The organism is Thiohalocapsa sp. ML1 (assembly GCF_001469165.1).
Taxonomy (GTDB): domain Bacteria; phylum Pseudomonadota; class Gammaproteobacteria; order Chromatiales; family Chromatiaceae; genus Thiohalocapsa.
On record NZ_JABX01000043.1, the window covers coordinates 1 to 20,239 of the forward strand.

The window sequence follows — 20,239 nt, forward strand, 5'->3', positions numbered from 1 at the left end:
CTCATACTGGTGCACTAGGAGCTAGGGGCTGGGGGCTAGGCGGGCGCGATGTCGCCCGGCGTCGTGTCTCCAGCACCTAGCCCCTAGCATCTAGCACCTGACCCAAGGATCAGACATGATTCCAGGCGAAGTCCTCACCGCCCCCGGCGACATCGAGCTCAACGTCGGCCGTCCGGTGCTCACCGTCGAGGTGGCGAACACCGGCGACCGGCCCATCCAGGTGGGCTCGCACTATCACTTCTACGAAACCAACAACGCGCTCGGGTTCGACCGCGAGGCCACGCGCGGCTATCGGCTGGACATCCCGGCCGGCACCGCGGTGCGCTTCGAGCCCGGGCAGACGCGCACCGTGGATCTGGTGCCCTATGCCGGGGAGCGCCGCGTGTTCGGCTTTCAGGGCAAGATCATGGGGCCGCTGGACGCCGCCGCGGGCGCCGACCCGGCGGGCGGCGACGGCAACGTCGGCGACAGCAACGGGGGCGACACGCCATGAGCAAGATCAGCCGCGACGCCTATGCGTCCATGTACGGCCCGACCACGGGCGATCGGGTCCGGCTCGGCGACTCCGAGCTGATCATCCAGGTCGAGCGCGACCACACGGTTTATGGCGACGAGGTCAAGTTCGGCGGCGGCAAGGTCATCCGCGACGGCATGGGCCAGTGCCAGCGCCAGACCGACGAGGTGGTGGATACGGTTATCACCAACGCCTTGATCCTGGACCACTGGGGCATCGTCAAGGCCGACATCGGCATCAAGAACGGGCGCATCAAGGGCGTCGGCAAGGCCGGTAACCCGGACACGCAGGCCGGCGTCGACATCCTGGTCGGCCCCGGCACCGAGGTCATCGCCGGCGAGGGCATGATCGTCACGCCAGGCGGCATCGATGCGCACATCCACTTCATCTGCCCGCAGCAGGTGGAAGAGGCGCTCATGTCCGGTATCACGACGATGCTCGGCGGCGGCACCGGCCCCGCCACCGGCACCAACGCGACCACCTGCACCCCCGGCCCTTGGAACATCCAGCGCATGCTCCAGGCCGCCGAGTACCTGCCGATGAACTTGGGCTTTATGGGCAAGGGCAACGGCAGCTTGCCGAACCCGCTGGAGGAGCAGATCCGCGCCGGCGCCATGGGCCTCAAGCTGCACGAGGACTGGGGCACCACGCCCGCCGCCATCGACTGCTGCCTGGGCGTCGCCGAGAAAATGGACGTGCAGGTGGCCATCCACACCGACACGCTGAACGAGTCCGGCTTCGTCGAGGACACCATCGCCGCCTTCAAGGGCCGCTGCGTCCACACCTATCACACCGAGGGCGCCGGCGGCGGCCATGCGCCGGACATCATCAAGGCGGCGGGGTTGCCGAACGTGCTGCCGTCGTCCACCAATCCGACGCGCCCCTACACGGTCAACACCGTCGATGAGCATCTCGACATGCTCATGGTCTGCCATCACCTGTCGCCGTCCATCCCGGAAGATGTCGCCTTTGCCGAGTCGCGCATCCGCAAGGAAACCATCGCCGCCGAGGACATCCTGCACGACCTCGGCGCCTTCAGCATGATCGCCTCCGACAGCCAGGCCATGGGCCGCGTCGGCGAGGTCATTACCCGCACCTGGCAGACCGCGCACAAGATGAAGGTGCAGTTCGGCAGCCTGTCCTCGCCCGACGGGTCGGGCGACCCGGCCGAGCACGACAACGCCCGGGCCAAGCGCTACATCGCCAAGTACACGATCAACCCGGCCATCACGCACGGCATCGCGCACGAGGTGGGCAGCATCGAGGTCGGCAAGCTCGCCGACCTGGTGCTGTGGCGCCCGGCCTTCTTCGGCGCCAAGCCGAGCCTCATCGTCAAGGGCGGGCTCATCGCCGGTGCGCTGATGGGGGACCCGAACGCCTCCATCCCGACGCCGCAGCCGGTGCACTACCGGCCGATGTTCGGCGCCGTGGGCCGGGCCGTCGGCGACACCTGCATGACCTTCGTCTCCGCCTGGGCCATGCAGGACGCCGTCGCGCAGAAGCTGGACCTGAAACGTCTCATCGGCATCACCCGCGACGTGCGCCACGTCACCAAGGCGGACATGATCCACAACGCCTGGCAGCCCAACATTGAGGTGGACCCGCAGACCTACGAGGTGCGCGCCGACGGCCGGCTGCTGACCTGCGAGCCGGCCAAGGTGCTGCCGATGGCGCAGCGGTATTTTCTGTTTTGAGGGGCTAGGGGCTAGGGGCTAGGGGCTAGTGCAGCCGCGCAGATGTTCCGAGGCCGTCTCCGATCGTTGTCGTTGTCGTAATCGTCTGGCGCAGATCTCGACCACGATGACGACAACGACAACGAGAGCAACCGGTCTCGGGACTTCCGCAGCGAAGCACTACGGGCGAGGGGCTAGGGGCGAGGCATGCAGACGCCGAGCCGCGTCTGAGCCAATAGGGTGCCGAGTTGGAGACCGCTGGGCCGGCGAGTTTGTCGCGACTTGCGACGCGTTGGGTTTGCCTTGAGCCTTTTTGCGCTCTGATCAAGTCTGGAGGTGGCGACCCGTGCGCATCGAGCGATTGATCCTGGATCAGGTCGGCTGTTTCGATCATCTCGACATCAGCTTCCCCGAGGGGCGCGACCCGGATAAGGCCGACATCCATCTGCTGGTCGGCGCCAACGGCACGGGCAAGAGCACCATCTTGATGGCGATGGCGCAGTTCTTTTCCGCGGTGCCAACCGGGATTCAGGAACGCTTTAGCCATGTCCAAGGGTGCTTACGGCTCGGGTACTCTGCGTGTGGCTATAATCGTATGGCCGCCATCGCTCCTAGTTCAGGAGCTGAGGAATTGCTTGGCGCGACTGATGATCTGTACATGGTTGGTGAGTGGCGGGGAGAATTCGCCTTCTGCTTCTTCGAGATGGAAACGCCCGCTGAAGCTGCTGTGAAAGCGCAGACGACGGTTCTTAAAGACTATCGGAACAAGACCGAGCGCTACCTTACTTACCTTCCAACTGATCCAGCACGGGAACTCAGCTTCGCAGCCTTCGCTTATAACGGTAGGCGATCGATCGACGCGCGGGACTTTACAGGCATCGTCGATGAGAACAGAAATCTGCTGCTGAACGCGTGTGTCGCCGGTTCGGATGGCGAGGGTGCTGCTGGCGGTAGGTTATTGGTCCACTGGGTCGCGAATACGCTTGCGAAAGCAGCCTTCGCGCTTCAGCAAGGTGATGAAGCAAGATCATCGCAATATAGCAATTCGGTTGAGCGCGTTGAGCGGGCCATTGGAAGCATCACCGGTTGGGACTTTCAGTTCGTACTTACGTACGAGCCTCTAGGTGTGCGGGCGTCGATCGGTGGAGTTGGGATACACGTGCATCTATTGCCGGATGGGTTTAAGTCTCTGATCAGTTGGATCGGCGATTTGCTCATGCGTCTGGATCGTCTCCCCTGGGTGGATGCCCGGCCGGTTACGGAAAGGGAGATCATTCTTTTTCTTGATGAAATAGAAGTTCATCTGCATCCTGCTTGGCAACGAAGGATACTACCTATAGTTCAGACTCTATTCCCCAACGCACAGGTTTTCGTGTCGACACACTCCCCGTTCGTCATCGCCTCTGCCGACGACGCTTGGATCTATCCGCTGTACCTCGACGAGAAAGGCAAGGGCCATGTCGGCGAGATCCTCCCGAGCATGCTCGGCAACAGCTATGCAACCGTTCTCCGGGACGTGCTCGGGATCGAGGAGGAGTTCGCGCCGCAGGTGCAGGAACCGCTGAAGGAGTTCTACCGGCTGCGCGATGATGCGCTGAAAGGGGACGCGGATGCCTTTGCGCGGCTCAAGGCAAAGGAGCGGGAGCTCGCGGCCTTCGGCGAGGAAGTGCTGGCGGTCGTGCGGCCCGAGATGCGACAAGTCGAGCGTCGGCTGAGCCGGCAGGTGGCGGAGCCGGACTGATGATGCCGTGCGAGAGGCCGGCGTGCCCGGATTGGCTGGCGGAGCACTGCGCGGATTGGGGCGCAGAGTATGCGGCAAGCCTGGCCGAGAACCCGAAGTATGAGTTTGCATGGAAGAAGTGGCAGGGCGAGCGCGTAAACATTCGGTTGCTACCATTGTTGTCGGGAATGACGGAAGGTCACTGTGCCTACTGCGACTGGTTCCCGATGGACACGGGAACTGATCCGACCATCGACCATTTCCGGCCGAAGAAGCGTTATCCCAGGGAAGCCTATGTTTGGGAGAACCTCTATCTTTGCTGCCGCCACTGTCAGGAGAAGGACAACGACGGCTTCGACGAGGCGCTGCTGCGTCCAGATGAGCTGGGATACCAGTACGAACGGTTTTTCATCTACAACCATGCCGACGGAACCTTATCGCCGAACCCCGCAGCCGAAGATAACGACCGGGAACGCGCGCGAGTCTCGATTCAATTGCTGAAGCTCAACTTCCGGGGCCGCCCGGCGGCCAGAAAGCGCGAGCTGCAACGATTTCGTGATCTGGATCGCGACGCGCGCCGAGAGTGGATTCCGCTTTCGCCGTTTCGGTATTTGTTGTGGGAGGAATTGGTGCTGACGGAGGAGATGTGATGAGGCAGCGCTCTATGCGGCACTACGCTTCGGTGTCGCCCGACGCCGTGTCCGAAGCGTTGACAGAAGCATTGCAGGGCGACGCGGCGGACTTGGTCTGTGCCTACCTGTTCGGCAGCGTGGCTCGCGGTGAGGACCGACCGGGCAGCGATGTGGATGTCGCCGTGCTGCTCCGCGATGATCCGCCGCGCACCTTGGCGGGCCTGCATCTGGACCTCGCGGACCGGCTCACCGCTGCGCTCGGCGGCCGCAAGGTGGACTTGGTGGTGCTGAACCGAGCGCCCGCCGACCTCGTGCATCGGGTGCTGCGCGACGGTGTGCTGCTGCTGGAGCTGGACCGCTCCGCGCGCATCCGCTTCGAGGTGCGCGCTCGCAATGAGTACTTCGATCTGCTGCCCTATCTCAGGGAGTATCGCCGGGGGCGCGAAGGGGCCGGGGCATGACTGACGCCGACTTGCCCCTGCTGACCCTGCGCCTGCCGGCTACCGCCGAAGCAGCCGCCACCGCCGCGCTTACGCTCGATCAGCGCCAGCGCTCGCGCCAACGCATCCGGCTCGACGACGGCCGCGAGGCGGGTGTGCTGCTGCCGCGGGGCGAGGTGCTGCGGCATGGGGACGTGCTCGGCAGCGAGGATGGGCTTAGGGTGCGCATCACGGCAGCGCCGGAGTCCTTGTCCTGCGCCGAGACTGGCGATCCGCTGCTGCTGGCCCGTGCGTGCTATCACCTCGGCAACCGCCATGTGGCTTTGCAGGTCGAGTCCGGCCGGCTGTGCTGGCTGCATGATCATGTGCTCGACGCCATGGTGCGTGGGCTCGGGCTCAATGTGACCGCGATGACGGCGCCCTTCGAGCCGGAGGCGGGGGCCTACGCCGGGCATGGGCACGACGGCCACGGCGCGCAGCACGGCCACCACGGCGCGGATCATGGTCACGGAAACCATTGATACGTCCGGCGCGGACGGGCTGGCGCTGGTGCGGCTGCTGCAGTTGGTGAGCCCGTCGCTGCCCGTGGGCGGCTTCACCTACTCCGGGGGCATCGAGTGGGCCGTGGAGGCGGGCTGGCTCGCGGACGCGGGCGCCGCGGAGGGCTGGCTGCTTGATCAGCTCGATGCGGGCGTCGCGCGCGTGGACCTGCCCATCGCGGCGCGGCTGATCGCGGCCGTCGGAGCCGACGACCGCGAGGCGCTGTCGGCCTGGATCGACCTGTTGCTCGCCTGCCGCGAGAGCTTGGAGCTGCGTGCCGAGGAGCAGCAGCGGGGCAGGGCGCTTGCCGATCTGCTCGTGGCCTGGGAGCTGCCAGGCGCTCCGGCCTGGCGTCCGCTGCTGGCCCGGAGCCAGACCGCCGGCTTTGCCTTCGCGGCCGTGCGCTGGTGCATTCCGACGGCCGATGCGCTCACCGGACTCGCCTTCGGCTGGGCGGAGAACCTGACGCTCGCGGCGGTCAAGCTGGTGCCGCTGGGCCAGACCGACGGCCAGCGCATGCTGGCGCGCATCGCCGCGCGCATCCCGACCGTGGTGGACCTGGCGCTCGCGCTGCGCGACGATCAGCTCGGCGCTTCGAGCCCGGCGCTCGCCATCGCGAGCGCCCGGCACGAGCGCCAGTACACGCGCCTGTTCCGATCCTGAGCCGGCCTTTGCGGCCGCCCCACTCCACAGCCCGGCGAGCGATGCCCGACATGAATCCGAACAACCCCCTGCGCGTCGGCGTCGGCGGCCCCGTCGGCTCCGGCAAGACGGCGCTGCTCGACGCGCTGTGCAAGCGCCTGCGCGAGCGCTACGAGATCGCCGTCGTCACCAACGACATCTACACCCGCGAGGACGCGGAGTTTCTGATCCGCTCCGAGGCGCTGCCGGCCGAGCGCATCGTCGGCGTCGAGACCGGCGGCTGCCCGCACACGGCCATCCGGGAGGATGCGTCCATGAACCTGGCCGCGGTGGAGGATCTGCAGGCACGCTTTCCGAGCCTGGACCTCATCTTCATCGAGAGCGGCGGCGACAACCTGGCCGCGACCTTCAGTCCGGAGCTGGCGGACCTGACGATTTACGTCATCGACGTGGCCGAGGGTGAGAAGATCCCGCGCAAGGGCGGCCCCGGCATCACCCGTTCGGACTTGCTGGTGATCAACAAGATCGATCTCGCGCCCTATGTTGGCGCGTCGCTGGAGGTCATGGCGCGGGATGCACAACGCATGCGCGGCGAGCGGCCCTTCGTGCTCACGAACCTGCGCTCGGGCGAGGGGCTTGACGGCATCGTCGCGCTCATCGAGCGGGAAGGCCTGCTTGCGGGCTGCGGCGTCGCGCCATGACCGAGCATGACCGGACGCGGCAGGCCCGGTTGCGCCGGATCGCCATCGCGCCGGCGGTGCTGCTGATCAAGGTCTACAAGCTCGTGATCTCGCCCATCATCGGCCCGCGCTGCCGGTTTCTGCCCACCTGCTCCGACTACGCGCTGGAGGCCCTGGCGCGGCACGGCCTGCGGCGCGGCGGCTGGCTCGCGGTGCGGCGTATCGGGCGTTGTCACCCCTGGGGCGATTCGGGCTACGACCCGGTGCCGCCGGCGCGCGGCGCCGCGCAGTGCCCCGCTGGTACGGATGCCGCTGAGCCGCCGGAGCGCGATGACTCCCACCGCGAGCACGGCTGAGTCAGCCGGCTGGCACGACGACTCAGACCCCACCGCGCTGGAGCGCCGCCGCATGAGCGAATGCCGTCCCGACACCGCGCCCGGCTCGGCCGCGGGCGCCCCCGAGCCGATCCCTGCGGCGCCACCTGGCCGCGATGCGCGCTCGCCGGTGGAGATCGCCGTGGAGGCGGCCATCCGCATCGGCGTCATCGCCGCGCTGCTGCTGGTGTGCTACCGCATTGTCGAGCCCTTTCTTCCGCCCATTGCCTGGGGCGTCATCATCGCCGTGGCGAGCTGGCCCGGCTATCAGTGGCTGGTGGGCCGGGTCGGTGGCAGGCGCGTGGTTGCATCCGTGCTTTTCTGCGTGATCGCACTGCTGCTGCTCCTGGTGCCGGTGGCGCTGCTGAGCGAAACCCTGGTGCAGGGCGCGCAGTGGCTCACCCACGGCGTGGAGGAGGGCGATTTCCGCATCCCGCCGCCGCCGGACCTGAGCAGTGTGCCGCTGGTGGGCGACGATGTGGAGGCGTTTTGGCAGGAGGCGTCGACGAACCTGACCGAGGTGCTGCGGAAGTTCCAGCCGCAGCTACAGCTCCTTGGTAGCTGGCTCCTGCACTTCGCCGCCAGCGCGGGCGTGGGGCTGGTGCACTTCGTGCTCGCCATCGTCATCGCCGCGGTGCTGCTCGCGAACAGCGGCACCGGGCGGCGCCTGGCCGATGCGATCAGTTGGCGGCTCGCCGGTGCCCGCGGCATCCGCTTCGCGCGCCTGGCGGAGGCGGTGGTGCGCAGCGTCTCCCGCGGCATCCTGGGTGTGGCGCTAGTCCAAGCGCTGCTGGCCGGCTTAGGGATGCTCGCGGCCGGGGTCCCGGCGGCGGGGCTGTGGGCGCTCGTGGTGCTGATCCTGGCGACCGTCCAGGTCGGCGCCTTCCCGGTGATGCTGCCGGCGATGATCTACCTGTTCTACACCGCCGATTTGACGACGGCGGTGCTGTTTGCGGCCTGGACCCTGTTCGTCGGCTCCATCGACAACGTGCTGAAACCCATCCTGCTAGGCCGCGGCGTGTCGGTGCCGATGGCCGTGATCTTCGTCGGCGCCATCGGCGGCTTCATCGGTTCCGGCATCATCGGCCTCTTCGTCGGTGCCGTGGTGCTGGCGCTGGGCTATGAGCTATTCCGTGCCTGGCTCGAAGAATCCGTGCCGCCGGTGCCGGGTGCCGATATGCCGGCCGCGGTCGAGCATGACGGCCGGCGCGATCCGCCTTGAGGTTGCGGCGGGCAGTCCTCCAGCAGCACCTCGATGCCGATGCGCCGGTTGTAATCCGCCCTCGGGTCGAGGCGCGCGATGCGGGCGCTCAGGCTCCGGCTGCGGTCCAGGAGCCGCGCGGCGACGAGATTCTCGCCGCGAGGCAGGTAGCCGAGCTTGCGCCCGCGCCAGAGCAACGCGACGGCGTTCGGGTCGTGCGGGTTGTCCGCCTCGCGGGCCAGGCAGAGGCGCGCGCGGCGGGATAGGGCGTCCCATAGGCTCGGCGCCTCATGATGCCGAAAGCCCGCGAGACTGGTCTGCTGCAAGCGGATCTGGCGGGGCGGCGGCGCCAGGGTGAGCTGCACGGCGCCTGTCAGGGTCGGATGCTCGCGATGCATGAGTCGTCTCCTCCGCTCGGTCGGTTGGCCGGGGTTCGGCCTTGCGCTGAGGATGCGCGCGCCGGTGGCTCAGATCTTGAGCCTCTGGAGGAAGTGGCTAGGGGCTAGGGGCTAGGGGCTAGGGGCTCGGCTGCGCGCGAGTGTGCTCGGAAACCTGCGCGGGTTCGCGAAAACCACTGGCACAGACTGCGGCGCGACGCGGCGGGGGCTACAATCCGGCCATAACCGAAAAACCAGAGAGGACGCCCCGATGCTTGAGTTCCGGTCCGCGAGCACCCGCATGGTCAATTCCCGCCGTGCGATGGCGGAGTGCCTCGATGCCGCGCTCGGCGAGGACGACCAGGACTGCGATCTGATCGTCATCCACGCATCGATGGGGCACGACTTCCAGCAGCTCATCGACGAGGCCCGGGTGCGGGTGCCGGGCGCGCGGATCGTCGGCAGCTCGTGCTGCGGTGTCGTGGGCAAGGAAGGCGTCAGCGAGTCGATGAAGGACGTCGCCATCATGGCCGTGCGCGGCCCGGAGCTCGCGGTTGCACGGGTGGACGGCATCTACGGACACAACGCCGAGGCCAAAGCCCGCGCGCTGGCCGAGGCGCTGAAGGCGCAGGATGCGCGCATCAACATGATCTATTTCCTCGCCTCGGGCATCGACATCGACAACGACGCCTGCATCCGCGGCATCGAGTCGGTGCTCGGGCCGGAGGTGACCATCTTCGGCGCCACCAGTGCGGACAACATGAAGGGCGTCGCCAGCTTCCAGATGGTGGACGATACCGTCTACGAGCACGCTGCCTACGCGGTGGGCTTCTCCGACCCGACGCTCGATGTCGTGACGCAGGCGACCCACGGCTTCGTCGCGGTCGGTGATCCGCTCAGCGTGACCCGCGCCGAGGGCAACCGCATCATCGAGCTGGACGGGCGCCCGGCCTGGGAGGCCTATACCGAGCGGCTGCAGTTGCCGGTGACCGCAACCTGCGGCGATACCATCCCCGTGGGCGCGCTCGCGGAGCGGCTGTCGGCGGAGCAGGCGGCGGAGTACGGCAACGACCATATCCTGCGCGTCGTCACCAAGCGCGATGCGGACGGCACCATGCATTATGCGACGGGCATCGCAGCGGGCACGGAGCTCTGGCTCACGGTGCGCGACGAGGCGCGCATCTTCAACGACATGGACCGGATGATGGGGCAGATGGTGGCGCGCGCCGGTGGGCGGGATCTCGTGGCGGTCTTCCATGCCGACTGCCTCGCGCGTGGGCGATTTCTGTTCAACCGGGTCATGAAGGAGGAGCTCGTCTCGCGCATGCAGTACCCGCTGTCGAAGGACGGCGAGCCGCCGCCCTGGATCGGCATGTACGGGTTCGGCGAGTTTGCACGGCTCGGCGGCAAGAACACGTATCACAACTACACGACTGCGCTGTACGCCATCTATCGAGACCGCTGAGCCCGGGCCGCTCAGCCCCGCGGGGCTGGACGTGCCCGCGGTTGGGGGAGGACTCACGCTGTCCATCGTCGCCGGCAAGCTGGAGCAGGACGCCGAAATCGAGCGTCTCAAGGCCGCCAACGCGGAGCTGCAACGTCATGTCGCGCGGCTGTCGGTGGTGCATCAGCAGCTCATCGACACGCGCGACCGGCTCGATCGGGAGCTGGCGCGCTTCGGCGGCATTCACGACTACAACACCTTTGCGCTCGGCCTGCGCGATGCCACGGCTTTTGCCGAGGCTACAGCCGAGGCCATCGTCGATCTGTTTGAGCTGGAGTTCGGCGTCGTCTGGCCCGTTGCCGAGGGGATACTCTGTGCGCTGCCGTCGGCGGTGGCGGAGATCGGTGCCGACCGCCTGCCTGCCGCCGCGCTGATGCGACTGTTCACGGCCGCGGGCCTTCCTGCCGAGAGCGGCAAGGACCGCAGGAACACGGCCGTCCTCTGGCAGCAGTCCGATCAGCCATTGCTCGCGGAGCTCGGGCTGCGCATGCTCGTGGCCTGCCCCTGCTGCGGTGCCGCCGGGCAGTGCTTCGCGTGGGTCATCGGCGGGGTCACCCAGGACGGTGCCGAGTTCTACACCGGCATCGACCGGGAGCAGATCGAGTCCTTTACGGTGTTCGCCCAGCAAGTGGGTGCGTTGCTGCAAAACCGCACGGATCAGTCCACCATCGAGGTGCACATGGAGGCGCTGCGGGTGAGTGAAGAGCGCCTGAGCCTTGCGCTGGACGGCAGCAACGTCGGCCTCTGGGACTGGAACATCGCCACCGACGAGGTGTTCTTCTCCGATCGCTGGAAGGCGCAGCTCGGCTACGCGCCGCAGGAGATTGCCCACGTCCTCAGCGAGTGGGCCACACGGATGCACCCCGAGGACAGGCAGCGTTCCGATGAGCGCATCCGCGACTACCTGGACGGCCGCACCGCCGAGTTCGAGAACCTCCATCGGCTGCGGCGCAAGGACGGCCACTACGTCTGGATCCTCGCCCGTGGCCGGGCGCTGCGGGACGCCGGGGGGCGCGCCTACCGCATGGTGGGTACGCACGTGGACGTGAGCGACCAGAAGTCCATTGCGGACAAGTTCCGGGCGATCTTCAAGTACTCCAGCGACGGCTATTTGCTGGTGGATGGCCGCTGTCGCATCGTCGACTCGAATCCGGTGAGCCGGCGCTGGTTTGGCCTCGACGGCGAGCAAGCGGCTGCGGATGAGTTGTTCGCGCTGTCACCCGACGCTCAGCCGGATGGTCGTCCGTCGGCGGGCACCGCGCGGATGCTCATCGAGAAGGCCTTCGGCGAGGGTTTCGTGCGCTTCGAGTGGTGCTTCCGCAACCTCAGGGGCCGCATTTTTCCCACCGAGGTGACGCTGGTCCGGTTCAACCTGGACGAGCGACTGTTGCTGTTTGCGAGCATCCATGACCTCACGGAACAGAAACGCACCGAGGAGGCGCTGCGGCGCTCGGAGATCGAGCAGCGCAAGGCGCGCGAGCAGGCGGAAGCAGCCAATCAGGCGAAGAGCGCCTTCCTCGCGACGACGAGTCACGAGATTCGTACCCCGATGAATGGCGTTCTGGGCATGCTGCAATTGCTGGAGGACAGCGCCCTCGACGCGCGGCAGCGGCGTTGGCTCGATATGGCCCACCAGTCCGCGCGCTCGCTGCTGGCCATCATCGACGACATACTGGACTTGTCGAAGGTCGAGGCGGGCCGCATGGAGCTGCAACCGGCGCCGTTCGACCCCGGGCGCAGCATCAGCGGTGCCGTGGCCCTGTTTCGGGAGCGTGCGGAGCAGAAGGGCCTGTCCCTTGAGGTCGTGTTCGAGGACATGGTGCCGGATCTGATGATCGGCGATGCGGGGCGGTTGTTGCAGATCCTGAACAACCTCGTCGGCAACGCCATCAAGTTCACCGAGCGCGGCGGCGTGCGGGTCAGCGTGTCGGCGCACCGCGACAGGATCGGCCACTGCGTGCTCGGCATTCGGGTGCGCGACAGCGGCATCGGCATCGACCCAGTGGCACAGCAGCGGCTGTTCACCCCGTTCATGCAGGCCGACGCGGGCACGACGCGCCGCTACGGCGGCACCGGCTTGGGGCTCGCGATCTCCAGGCGGCTTGCTGAGATGATGGGGGGGCGCATCGACCTGAGCAGCACGCCGGGAGTGGGCACGGAGCTCAGCATCGAGATTCCCTTCGCCGTGGCGATGGAAAGCGATGCCGAGCGCGCACCGCGCGCGGAGGACGCGCCGGCCAATGCGCTGTCCGGCCCCACTCGTCATCGCGACGGCGGCGCGTTGCCTGCGGCGGCGCGCGGCGAGGTGCGCGCCGGCGGCGGACGCCTGCGTGTCCTGCTGGTGGAAGACAATCCCATCAATCAGGCTGTGGCCCGCGCGATGCTGGAGAAGCTTGATGTCGTCGTGGTCACGGCGGTCAACGGCGCCGAAGCAGTCGAGCGGCTCACGCACGATGCCGAGATCGATCTCGTGTTCATGGACGTGCAGATGCCGGTGATGGACGGCTTCGAGGCGACACGCAGGCTGCGGGGGCTGGAGGCGGAGCTAGGGCGTGGGCGCCTGCCCGTGGTTGCGCTCACGGCCAATGCGATGGCCCATGATCGGCAGGCCTGTCTGGAGGCAGGCATGGATGATTTCGTGCCGAAGCCGATCACCAAGGCGGCGCTGAAGGAGGCCATCGAGCGCTGCCTGGGCGGCTGATGCGAGTACGCCGCGTCAGCGCTGTCCCGCGGGTGCGTTTCGCCACTCCCAGGAGCGGCCGGTCCGGTTGCGCTGCTCCCAGTTGTTTAGCACGCGCGTATCGATGCTCTCCCGGCCACTGTAGCTCTGTGCGGACGGGACGTACTCGCGCCCTTGCGGCGTGGTGTCCTCGGGGCAGCCTTGGTCCGAGAAATAGGCGTTGCCGTTGGCGTCACGGCAGACAGCGACCTGTTGTCCGGCGAGCACCGGGGTGACGACCCAAAGCAAGGCCGTCAGCGTGAGGCAGAGCCCATGTCGTCTCATTTGCAACTCTCCAAGCGGGGCGGTGCGGCGGAACCCCAAGGGCAGGGCGTCATCTTGCCCAATCCGTGAACTGCCGCAAGCACGCCGAGGGCAGGGCGCATGGACCAAGTGCGTTCGCCTCGGCCCTCGGCCCTCGGCCCTCGGCCCTCACTCCTTGGCCCTCACTCCTTGGCCCTCACTCCTTGGCCCTCACTCCTTCCCCCTCAGTGCCTCGATCGCATCAGCAGCAGTAGGATCTTGTAGTTGATGATCCAGAAGCGGAGGAACTGCCAGACCAGACTGGTGCGCATCCAGCGGACAAAGGGCGTCGGCACGGGCGGGTAGTAGGCCTGTTGATAAGGCTCTTTGTTCTTGGGCTTCACGGGCAGGGTTTCGGTGGCCATGGCGGAATCTCGGTTGGGAGGCGCTGCAACAAATTCGGTTCCCAGGCGACCGGCCGGCGCTGCGGGTATCGCAGTCGCCGGTGCGGCGCCGGGGCAGGGGCTCAGTCCGGCAGGATCGACCAGCCGGGTCGGAGCTTTGCCTGATACATGAACACGTGATGCAGGATGTACTTCATCCAGTGGCCGGCGAGGCCGATCTCGCCGAAGGTCAGGTTCAGATCGCGGCCGTACTCGGGATAGGTCTCGTAGTCCGGCACCACCGGAAACACGGTCATGGTCGCCGCGGTGCCCTTCAGGATGTCGGAGCCGGTGGAGGCGACGCAGGCGGCGCCCATCTCGGCCATGGACGCGGTGTGGGTCAGCTCTGTGGCCCCGTTCAGCAGATCGCGGATGTTCGCGGCGACCGCCTTGCCGATGGCCGCCGACGGCATGCCCGTGCGCGGCGGCGCCGGGTTAATGGGTGTGCCGTTCGCGCTCGTCATCGGCTTGCTGATCAGGTGCGGCGGCGCAAACGCGATGCCGATGGCGAACATGTTCTTGTATTTGGGGTTCTGGTAGGTGCGCGGCCAGTCGTGCTTGCTCCAGTCCTCGTAGGGCTTCGGCGTGTAGTCGCCGTCCACTTTCATGAAGCCGTTGGGGGCGAAGAGCTCGCCGGTCATGTCGTTGCCGGCGGCATCGAAGGCCTGCATCGGCTGACCGGCGAAGGGCGGGATCAGCATCGCGAAGTCGAACTCGACCTCATGCTCACTGCCGTCGAGCAGCTCGTAGGTGAGCTTGCCCGGCTCGACCTTCTTCACCGCCGCGCGCACGACCCACTCCATGCCGCGCTCCACCATCAAGGATTCCGCGAAGACCTTGCCGTTGGTGATGTAGCCTCCGCGCTTGATGTGTACGCCGCCCATGCCGAAGTCGCCGAGCTCGTACTCGTTGCTGATCCACAGCAGGCGCGCCTTGTCGCGCACGCCGTTCTGCCGCAGCGCGTGGTCGATGTTGTAGATGTACTCGAAGGCAGCGCCCTGGCATGTGCACATGCCGTGACCGGTGCCGACGACGAACGTCTTGGTCTCGCCCTGCTTCATCGCCGCAATGGCCGCCTGGAGCGCTTCGTTGGCGTGCAGCGCGTGCTCCGGCGTGCACACGGACGTGGTGTAGCCGCCGTCGGGCCCGAGGCCGGGCGTGGCGCCGAAGTTGAGCTTCGGGCCGGTGGCGTTGATGAGGTAGTCGTAGGTGATGGCCGCGCTCTCGCCGCTGCGTGCCGGATCGGTGTACTCGATTGTCACGTAGGGCTGCTCGCCCTCGCTGCCGCCCTCCGGATGGATGGACACCGCGCGCGCCTGGTGGAACTTGACGTTGACCTTGCGATAAATCGGCGCGAGCTCGAACGTCACCTGCTTCTCGGTCATCTCGCCGACGCCGACCCAGATGTTGGACGGAATCCAGTTCCACTTCGCGTTCGGCGAGACGACGACGACCTCGTGCTGCTTGCCGACCCACTTGCCGAGGTAGCGGGCGGCGGTGTGGCCGGAAATGCCGGCGCCGAGAATCAGCACTCGTGCCATGGGTAACCTCCCTAGGGTGAATGTATTCGATGTCGGATTCTGCACTACGCTAACGCGGCGCGCTCGGGGTCCACAAAGACGTAGATCAATCGCCTGGGGCATGTGGCGTCGCCGTCGTGGAGCGATGGCGCATCGGCAGGACCGAGTATTTCGGCTGTTCGTCCGCTGCTTCGATCCAGCGTCCAGCCGATAGGTACCATAGCGCAGTCAAGCGGTATCTAGCGGAATCTAACGGTGCTCATTCCATGCTCGCTCTGTTGCGCTACGTCGCCGGCGTCGGCGTCATCCTCTGCCTCAGTAGCTCGGTCGCCGCGATGTCGGTGCTGCCGGGCTCTGCGTCCCAGCGGGCTCAGGAGGCCTTCGAGCCCCGGCGCGGCGCCGCCTTCGCCGACAAGGTGGTGGTGAAGAAAAGCCAGCGCCGGCTGTACCTGATGCGTGACGGGGAGCCGTTTCGGACCTATCGCATCAGCCTCGGCGCCAACCCGCTCGGGCACAAAGAGCGCCAGGGCGACAGCCGCACCCCCGAGGGCCGCTACGTCATCGACTGGCGGAATTCCCGCAGCAAGTTCTACAAGTCCCTGCACATCTCCTACCCGAACTTCGATGACCGCCTGAGTGCGCAGCGCAAGGGTTGGGACCCGGGCGGGGCGATCATGATCCATGGTGAACCGCGTGGCGGGCGCTTTGCGCATCTGCGCGACGTCGTCCGCTACGAGGACTGGACCGAGGGCTGCATCGCCGTGTCCAACATCGCGGTGGACGAGATTTGGCGCTATGTGGCTGATGGAACGCCTATTGAGATAGACCCTTAGGGGAAGGGCCGAGGGGCGAGGGGCGAGGACCTACCCCTAGCCCCTAGCCCCTAGCCCCTAGCCCCTGTCTACAGTCTGATCCGCGGCTCGCCGAGGCGCCGTGCCCAGACCGCGTGGACCGGGTCGGATTGCGCCAGCCGGTGCGCGTACTTGTCGTCCGCGGGCCGCGGCAGGCCGCGCAGGCTCGACGTGTGCAGATCCCGGAAGCATCCGCTCTCGCGGAAGTACTCGAGCACCAACCCGGGGCGCTCGAACTCATGCAGCTCTTCCCAGATGCGGATTGCCTTGGTGGGGAACCAGCGGTTCGAGAAGGTCATGACGGCGATGCCGCCCGGGGACAGCACGCGCGCCAGCTCCCGGAATACCGCGAAGGGCTGGATCAAATACTCCACCGACACGGTGCAGACGATCGCCTCGAAGGCGGCATCGTCGAAGGGTAGCCGCGGGTCGGCATTGAGATCGTGTACGACAGCGTCGTCCAGCGCCGGGTTCTGCGCCATCTCCTGCGCGTTCATGCCGAGGCCGACCACGCGCTCCGCGGCCAACGACGCCGGCAGGTGGGAGTGCCAGCTCGACATGAGGTCCAAGACGCGTGAACGTCGCGGGATCAGCCGCCCGTACAACGCGGAGATTTGCGACAGCGCCATGCTGTCCAGGTGGTCCACGAGACGCAGGCGCGCGTAGAAGCCCGGATCATCGTCGTCCATGCGCTCGATCGCCGCGCTGGTCAAGAACTCCGTGGCGTGGCCCCGCCAGCGTCCCTGCATGCCCGGCCCGTCGTCCGTCAGGAGCGTTCGCACCGGCACGCCCGGGCCGCGGCGGCGCTCGGCCACATCGAGCACCCGGGTGATCCGGCCTGTGACTTGCAATTCTTTGCCCGCCAGCGGGTGATTCAGGTCCGCGAGGAAACGCTCTCCTTGGATGTCGGTGACACGCCACGGCGAGCGGTCGGAGGCGAACAAGTCCTGCGCGTCTTTCAGCACGGATTTCGGATAGAAGCGCCCGCGCCTCGGCTCCACCGGGCCGCGGCCGAGCGAGCGCAGGTTGAACCGGTCCGTGCCCAGCAGCAGAAGCCGCGCCGGGTGATGGTCGGGGATGAGCTGGCCGGGCCGAAAGCGCCACGTGGCACAGTGGCCGACCGGCTGATTCATCAGATCCGACTTCATCCTCTGCGGCAGCTCTGCCAGCGACAGGTCAACATTGGGCAGACACAGGCTGTCGCAGTGGCGTACCTCGTCGCTCTGCCAGCGCAGCTCGAACCTGAGTGCGGCGATGCTGCGCGAGCTGGTGCGCGAGCCTGTTCCGCCGCTGCCGCCCCGGGGCCCGTTCGGCAATGCTCGCTGGTTGTTCTCGGTCATGGATCAGAAACTCAAGGCGCAAACGTCCCTGCTCCCAGCACGGCTGAAGGACAGGCGACGACCGCGCATCGGTGCTTAGGGACAAGGCCTCCCCGGCAAGGCGCCCGCGCGCTTCGGCAACAACTGGTTACAGTTCGGCAACGGACTGTCACGCTTGCAGCGAAGCGCGACATGGAAAGCGCATAAGCATCAGCTAATATACCGGTCACGCACTCACACAGCTTCGGGAGTCTCCAGGATGTTCCAAACCCTGATCGCCGGTGGCCTAGGCCTGCTGCTGAGCTCCGCGGGCCATGTCGCCGCGGACCATGTCGCCGCGGACCATGTCGCCGCGGACCATGTCACCGCAGAGCACCTTGCCGGCGCTGCGGCGCCATCCGCCGTGTCCCGAGCGGTGATCCCCGCCGACGTCTTGCCGACGCCCGCAATGGCCCGGCAGTTCGCCGCCTACCTGGCATGGACGAAGCGTGAGGGGCTGAGCCGGCTTGTGGCCTTCGAGCGTCTGGCGGACCCCGAGATCCACGCCTCCCGTGATCTGGCGGTATCCGCAGGGCTGCCGACGGCGGCGATGACCGAGCAGTTCGAGGCCTATCTGCGCTGGACGCGGGAGCAAAATATCGCGCGATTCCACGCCTTCAACGTCAGCAGCTTCGACTAACACTCGCGTCCCTCCGACGCTCCCGTTCAGCCGCCCCTGCGTCGGGATCGGGATCGGGATCGGGATCGAGGCTGCCCCTAACCTCATCAGGCGCAAGTGACGTCGGTGTGCGGGACATTGTGTCCTGCGATGTCGCTCACCGTCGATCTCGATTTCGTCGATCTCGATTTCGATAGCGATAGCCCAGCGTCGGGTTCCGCCGCGCTGACCAGATCGACGAGCGCACCGGTAGCTCTTGAATCGGATCTTGGCCGGCGTCGGATGGGAGAGCGTTTCAAGCAAAGCTGCGCGTCGAGCAAGCTGCGCGTCAAGCAAGCTGCGCGTCAAGCAAGCTGCGCGCTGCCGACTGGGATCGGCAACCCGGCCGGCACCTGCATCGTGACGCAGTGCAGGCTGCCGCCCTGGCGGATGAGCGGGCGGCAGTCCACCGGCTCGATGCGGCGATCGGGGAATAGGGCGGCGAGCCGCTCGACGGCAAGCGCGTCCGCCGGATCACCGTAAACTGGCAGCAGGACCGCGCCGTTGATGATGAGAAAGTTCGCGTAGCCCGCCGGCAGTGGGGCGCCGGCCGGGTCCCGCATGCGGGTCGGCGATGGCAGCGGCACCAGCCGGTAAGGGGAGCCGTCCGGGCGGCGCAGCGCCTGGAGCTCCGCCACCATCGCGGCCAGCGACTCGGCTTCTGCATCGGTTGCGCCTGCGCGTGGTGCCAGGTGGCAGATCAGATCTGGGGCACAGAAGCGCGCCAGCGTATCGATGTGGCCGTCGGTGTCGTCACCGTCCAACTGGCCGTGGTCGAGCCACAGGCAGCATCGCACGCCGAGCCGGGCGGCGAGCTCCGCCTCGATGCGGGCCACGGACCAGCCCGGGTTGCGTGCCGGGTCCACCAGGGTGCGGCGCACGGCGAGCAGTGTGCCTTCGCCGTCGCTGTCGATGGCGCCCCCTTCGAGCACCAGTGGGCAGGCCTCCAGCGGTGCGTCGCCGAACCAGCCGGCGGTGTGAAGCTGCACCGTGATGCGGTCATCGAGCCCCGCCGGGTGCTTGCCACCCCAGCCGTTGAAGCGGAAATCCACGATGCGCGGCGAGCCGTCCGCCTCCAGCACCGTGAGCGGACCATGATCGCGCGTCCAGGTATCGTCGCTTGGTGCAATGGCGAGGGCGACCCGCGCCGGGGCAATGCCGGCCGCCGCGAGCCGCCGCTTCACGTCCTCGCGATGCCTGTCGCTGCGGCAGATGACGAACAGCAACTGACGGCGCGCGATCAGGGTCGCGAGCCTAACGTAGATGGCTTCCACCTCCGGGAGCTGCGGCGCCCAATCCGTATTCGGGTGTGGCCACGTCAGCAGCACCGCCTGTTGCGGCTCCCATTCGGCGGGCAGGCGTCGCATCGGTCGTCGGTACCTGTTCGGAGCTGTCGCGCTCATGCCGCCCCGGACGCGTTGCCGTGGCGCGACTGCGGGGCGGCGCGGGTGGCGAGCCCGAGCCGGAGAACCCATCCCCACTGCGGTTCCAACGCGCCGAAGACGGAGGCGGCGAGTGACAACGGACTTGCGCTAGCGGGGCTCATGCCGGTGTCTCCGTTGGGGGTGATTGGGCGCCTCTGCGGTCGTCGAGCGGTGCGCTTGTTTGGCGCTGCCGGCGCCGGCAGGCCGTCTTCAGCCGCCGCCCGCCGCCTGCGCCGCCGCCAGCTTGGCCTGGATGAAGACGCTGTGCGGCACGTACAGGAGCTCCGAGACCTTGCGCACTAGGTACTCCTCGTAGCGGCTCAAGCGCTCGTCGGCGAAGGCGACCCGCCACAATGCGGTGACGAGATCTGCCTTCTGCTCCGGCCCGTAGTGCTCGTTGATCAGCGACGTGAACTGGAAATAATCCGTGGACGCGGTGCGCTCGGCCTCCGCGCAGCCGAGCAGGGCCTCGGCCTGCGAGTAGTTCATGCCGAAGCATTCGCGCACCAAGTCCACCACGGTGTCGCGGGAGATGGCCCCGGGGGCCTCGTCATCGATGTGCGTCATCTCCAGCAGCAGCGCCGCGGCGGCGCGGCGGACCGCCTGTTCGGCGGCTTCCGGCGCCCGAGTCTCGGGGCGCGCCAGATGCGTGTTGAAAAAGGTGCGGATGCTGTTGAGCATGGTACTGAATCCTGTCGCTGCGCCACGAACCGTCGGGTCCGCGTT

21 protein-coding genes are annotated in these 20,239 nt (G+C 67.1%); 14 read left to right on the forward strand and 7 right to left on the reverse strand.

Annotated features, from left to right (window positions below; all coding sequences use genetic code 11):
• The first annotated feature begins 115 nt into the window (after nucleotides 1-115).
• The 10 genes from ML01_RS21225 (at nucleotide 116) to ML01_RS21270 (ending at nucleotide 8,437) form a co-directional block, all read left to right on the forward strand.
• On the forward strand, nucleotides 116-493 hold the full coding sequence (locus ML01_RS21225) for an urease subunit beta (RefSeq protein WP_082674511.1): 378 nt from the start codon (nucleotides 116-118) through the stop codon (nucleotides 491-493).
• A complete protein-coding gene (ureC, locus tag ML01_RS21230; RefSeq protein ID WP_058557396.1) occupies nucleotides 490-2,208 on the forward strand; it encodes an urease subunit alpha in 1,719 nt (572 codons plus the stop codon). The genes ML01_RS21225 and ureC overlap by 4 nt, the downstream gene beginning before the upstream one ends.
• A gap of 325 nt (nucleotides 2,209-2,533) precedes the next feature.
• Nucleotides 2,534-3,928, forward strand: a complete 1,395-nt coding sequence (locus ML01_RS27750; RefSeq protein WP_162268074.1) for an AAA family ATPase — start codon at nucleotides 2,534-2,536, stop codon at nucleotides 3,926-3,928.
• Nucleotides 3,928-4,557, forward strand: a complete 630-nt coding sequence (locus ML01_RS21240; protein ID WP_058557398.1) for a retron system putative HNH endonuclease — start codon at nucleotides 3,928-3,930, stop codon at nucleotides 4,555-4,557. The genes ML01_RS27750 and ML01_RS21240 overlap by 1 nt, the downstream gene beginning before the upstream one ends.
• Nucleotides 4,557-5,000, forward strand: a complete 444-nt coding sequence (locus tag ML01_RS21245) for a nucleotidyltransferase domain-containing protein (RefSeq protein WP_371258231.1) — start codon at nucleotides 4,557-4,559, stop codon at nucleotides 4,998-5,000. The genes ML01_RS21240 and ML01_RS21245 overlap by 1 nt, the downstream gene beginning before the upstream one ends.
• Nucleotides 4,997-5,500, forward strand: coding sequence for an urease accessory protein UreE (gene ureE, locus ML01_RS21250; RefSeq protein ID WP_058557400.1), 504 nt, complete (start codon nucleotides 4,997-4,999; stop codon nucleotides 5,498-5,500). The genes ML01_RS21245 and ureE overlap by 4 nt, the downstream gene beginning before the upstream one ends.
• Nucleotides 5,433-6,182, forward strand: a complete 750-nt coding sequence (locus ML01_RS21255; RefSeq protein ID WP_082674513.1) for an urease accessory protein UreF — start codon at nucleotides 5,433-5,435, stop codon at nucleotides 6,180-6,182. The genes ureE and ML01_RS21255 overlap by 68 nt, the downstream gene beginning before the upstream one ends.
• Before the next feature lie 50 nt (nucleotides 6,183-6,232).
• Entirely contained in the window at nucleotides 6,233-6,862 is a 630-nt protein-coding gene (gene ureG, locus ML01_RS21260) for an urease accessory protein UreG (protein WP_058557432.1), read from the forward strand.
• The gene (gene yidD / locus ML01_RS21265) at nucleotides 6,859-7,197 is read left to right on the forward strand and encodes a membrane protein insertion efficiency factor YidD (RefSeq protein WP_082674514.1); all 339 of its coding nucleotides are present in this window, start codon (nucleotides 6,859-6,861) and stop codon (nucleotides 7,195-7,197) included. The genes ureG and yidD overlap by 4 nt, the downstream gene beginning before the upstream one ends.
• 52 nt (nucleotides 7,198-7,249) lie before the next feature.
• On the forward strand, nucleotides 7,250-8,437 hold the full coding sequence (locus ML01_RS21270; protein WP_082674515.1) for an AI-2E family transporter: 1,188 nt from the start codon (nucleotides 7,250-7,252) through the stop codon (nucleotides 8,435-8,437).
• Here ML01_RS21270 and ML01_RS27755 read toward each other — a convergent pair.
• The gene (locus ML01_RS27755; RefSeq protein WP_082674516.1) at nucleotides 8,335-8,814 is read right to left on the reverse strand and encodes an HIRAN domain-containing protein; all 480 of its coding nucleotides are present in this window, start codon (nucleotides 8,812-8,814) and stop codon (nucleotides 8,335-8,337) included. The genes ML01_RS21270 and ML01_RS27755 overlap by 103 nt on opposite strands.
• Nucleotides 8,815-9,064: 250 nt before the next feature.
• Here ML01_RS27755 and ML01_RS21280 point away from each other — a divergent pair, with 250 nt between their 5' ends.
• Both ML01_RS21280 and ML01_RS21285 read left to right on the forward strand, forming a co-directional pair.
• Entirely contained in the window at nucleotides 9,065-10,258 is a 1,194-nt protein-coding gene (locus ML01_RS21280) for an FIST signal transduction protein (RefSeq protein ID WP_216819249.1), read from the forward strand.
• 31 nt (nucleotides 10,259-10,289) lie between these two features.
• Nucleotides 10,290-12,998: an ATP-binding protein gene (locus ML01_RS21285; RefSeq protein WP_058557403.1), complete on the forward strand. Its 2,709-nt coding sequence runs from the start codon at nucleotides 10,290-10,292 to the stop codon at nucleotides 12,996-12,998.
• Between the two features lie 15 nt (nucleotides 12,999-13,013).
• On the opposite strand, the gene ML01_RS21290 is transcribed toward ML01_RS21285, so the two are convergent.
• From ML01_RS21290 to ML01_RS21300, 3 genes are all read right to left on the reverse strand, one after another.
• Nucleotides 13,014-13,301 (reverse strand): DUF4124 domain-containing protein, encoded by a 288-nt coding sequence (locus ML01_RS21290; protein WP_058557404.1) that lies wholly within the window; start codon nucleotides 13,299-13,301, stop codon nucleotides 13,014-13,016.
• 203 nt (nucleotides 13,302-13,504) lie between these two features.
• Nucleotides 13,505-13,684 (reverse strand): hypothetical protein, encoded by a 180-nt coding sequence (locus tag ML01_RS21295; RefSeq protein WP_058557405.1) that lies wholly within the window; start codon nucleotides 13,682-13,684, stop codon nucleotides 13,505-13,507.
• Nucleotides 13,685-13,785: 101 nt separating this feature from the next.
• Nucleotides 13,786-15,243, reverse strand: coding sequence for an NAD(P)/FAD-dependent oxidoreductase (locus tag ML01_RS21300; protein WP_058557406.1), 1,458 nt, complete (start codon nucleotides 15,241-15,243; stop codon nucleotides 13,786-13,788).
• A gap of 245 nt (nucleotides 15,244-15,488) precedes the next feature.
• Here ML01_RS21300 and ML01_RS21305 point away from each other — a divergent pair, with 245 nt between their 5' ends.
• Nucleotides 15,489-16,055 carry a murein L,D-transpeptidase family protein gene (locus ML01_RS21305; protein WP_082674517.1) on the forward strand — a complete coding sequence of 189 codons (567 nt, stop codon included), beginning with the start codon at nucleotides 15,489-15,491 and terminating at the stop codon, nucleotides 16,053-16,055.
• Between the two features lie 68 nt (nucleotides 16,056-16,123).
• On the opposite strand, the gene ML01_RS21310 is transcribed toward ML01_RS21305, so the two are convergent.
• Nucleotides 16,124-17,413: a methyltransferase domain-containing protein gene (locus ML01_RS21310; RefSeq protein WP_082674518.1), complete on the reverse strand. Its 1,290-nt coding sequence runs from the start codon at nucleotides 17,411-17,413 to the stop codon at nucleotides 16,124-16,126.
• A 238-nt stretch (nucleotides 17,414-17,651) separates the two neighbouring features.
• Between ML01_RS21310 and ML01_RS21315 the strand changes: the two genes are divergently transcribed.
• Nucleotides 17,652-18,071 carry a hypothetical protein gene (locus ML01_RS21315; protein ID WP_058557407.1) on the forward strand — a complete coding sequence of 140 codons (420 nt, stop codon included), beginning with the start codon at nucleotides 17,652-17,654 and terminating at the stop codon, nucleotides 18,069-18,071.
• Between the two features lie 323 nt (nucleotides 18,072-18,394).
• Here the strand turns inward: ML01_RS21315 and ML01_RS21320 are convergent, their stop codons facing one another.
• Nucleotides 18,395-19,456 (reverse strand): agmatine/peptidylarginine deiminase, encoded by a 1,062-nt coding sequence (locus ML01_RS21320; protein WP_058557408.1) that lies wholly within the window; start codon nucleotides 19,454-19,456, stop codon nucleotides 18,395-18,397.
• Between the two features lie 267 nt (nucleotides 19,457-19,723).
• A complete protein-coding gene (locus ML01_RS21325) occupies nucleotides 19,724-20,194 on the reverse strand; it encodes a TerB family tellurite resistance protein (protein ID WP_058557409.1) in 471 nt (156 codons plus the stop codon).
• Nucleotides 20,195-20,239 lie beyond the last annotated feature (45 nt).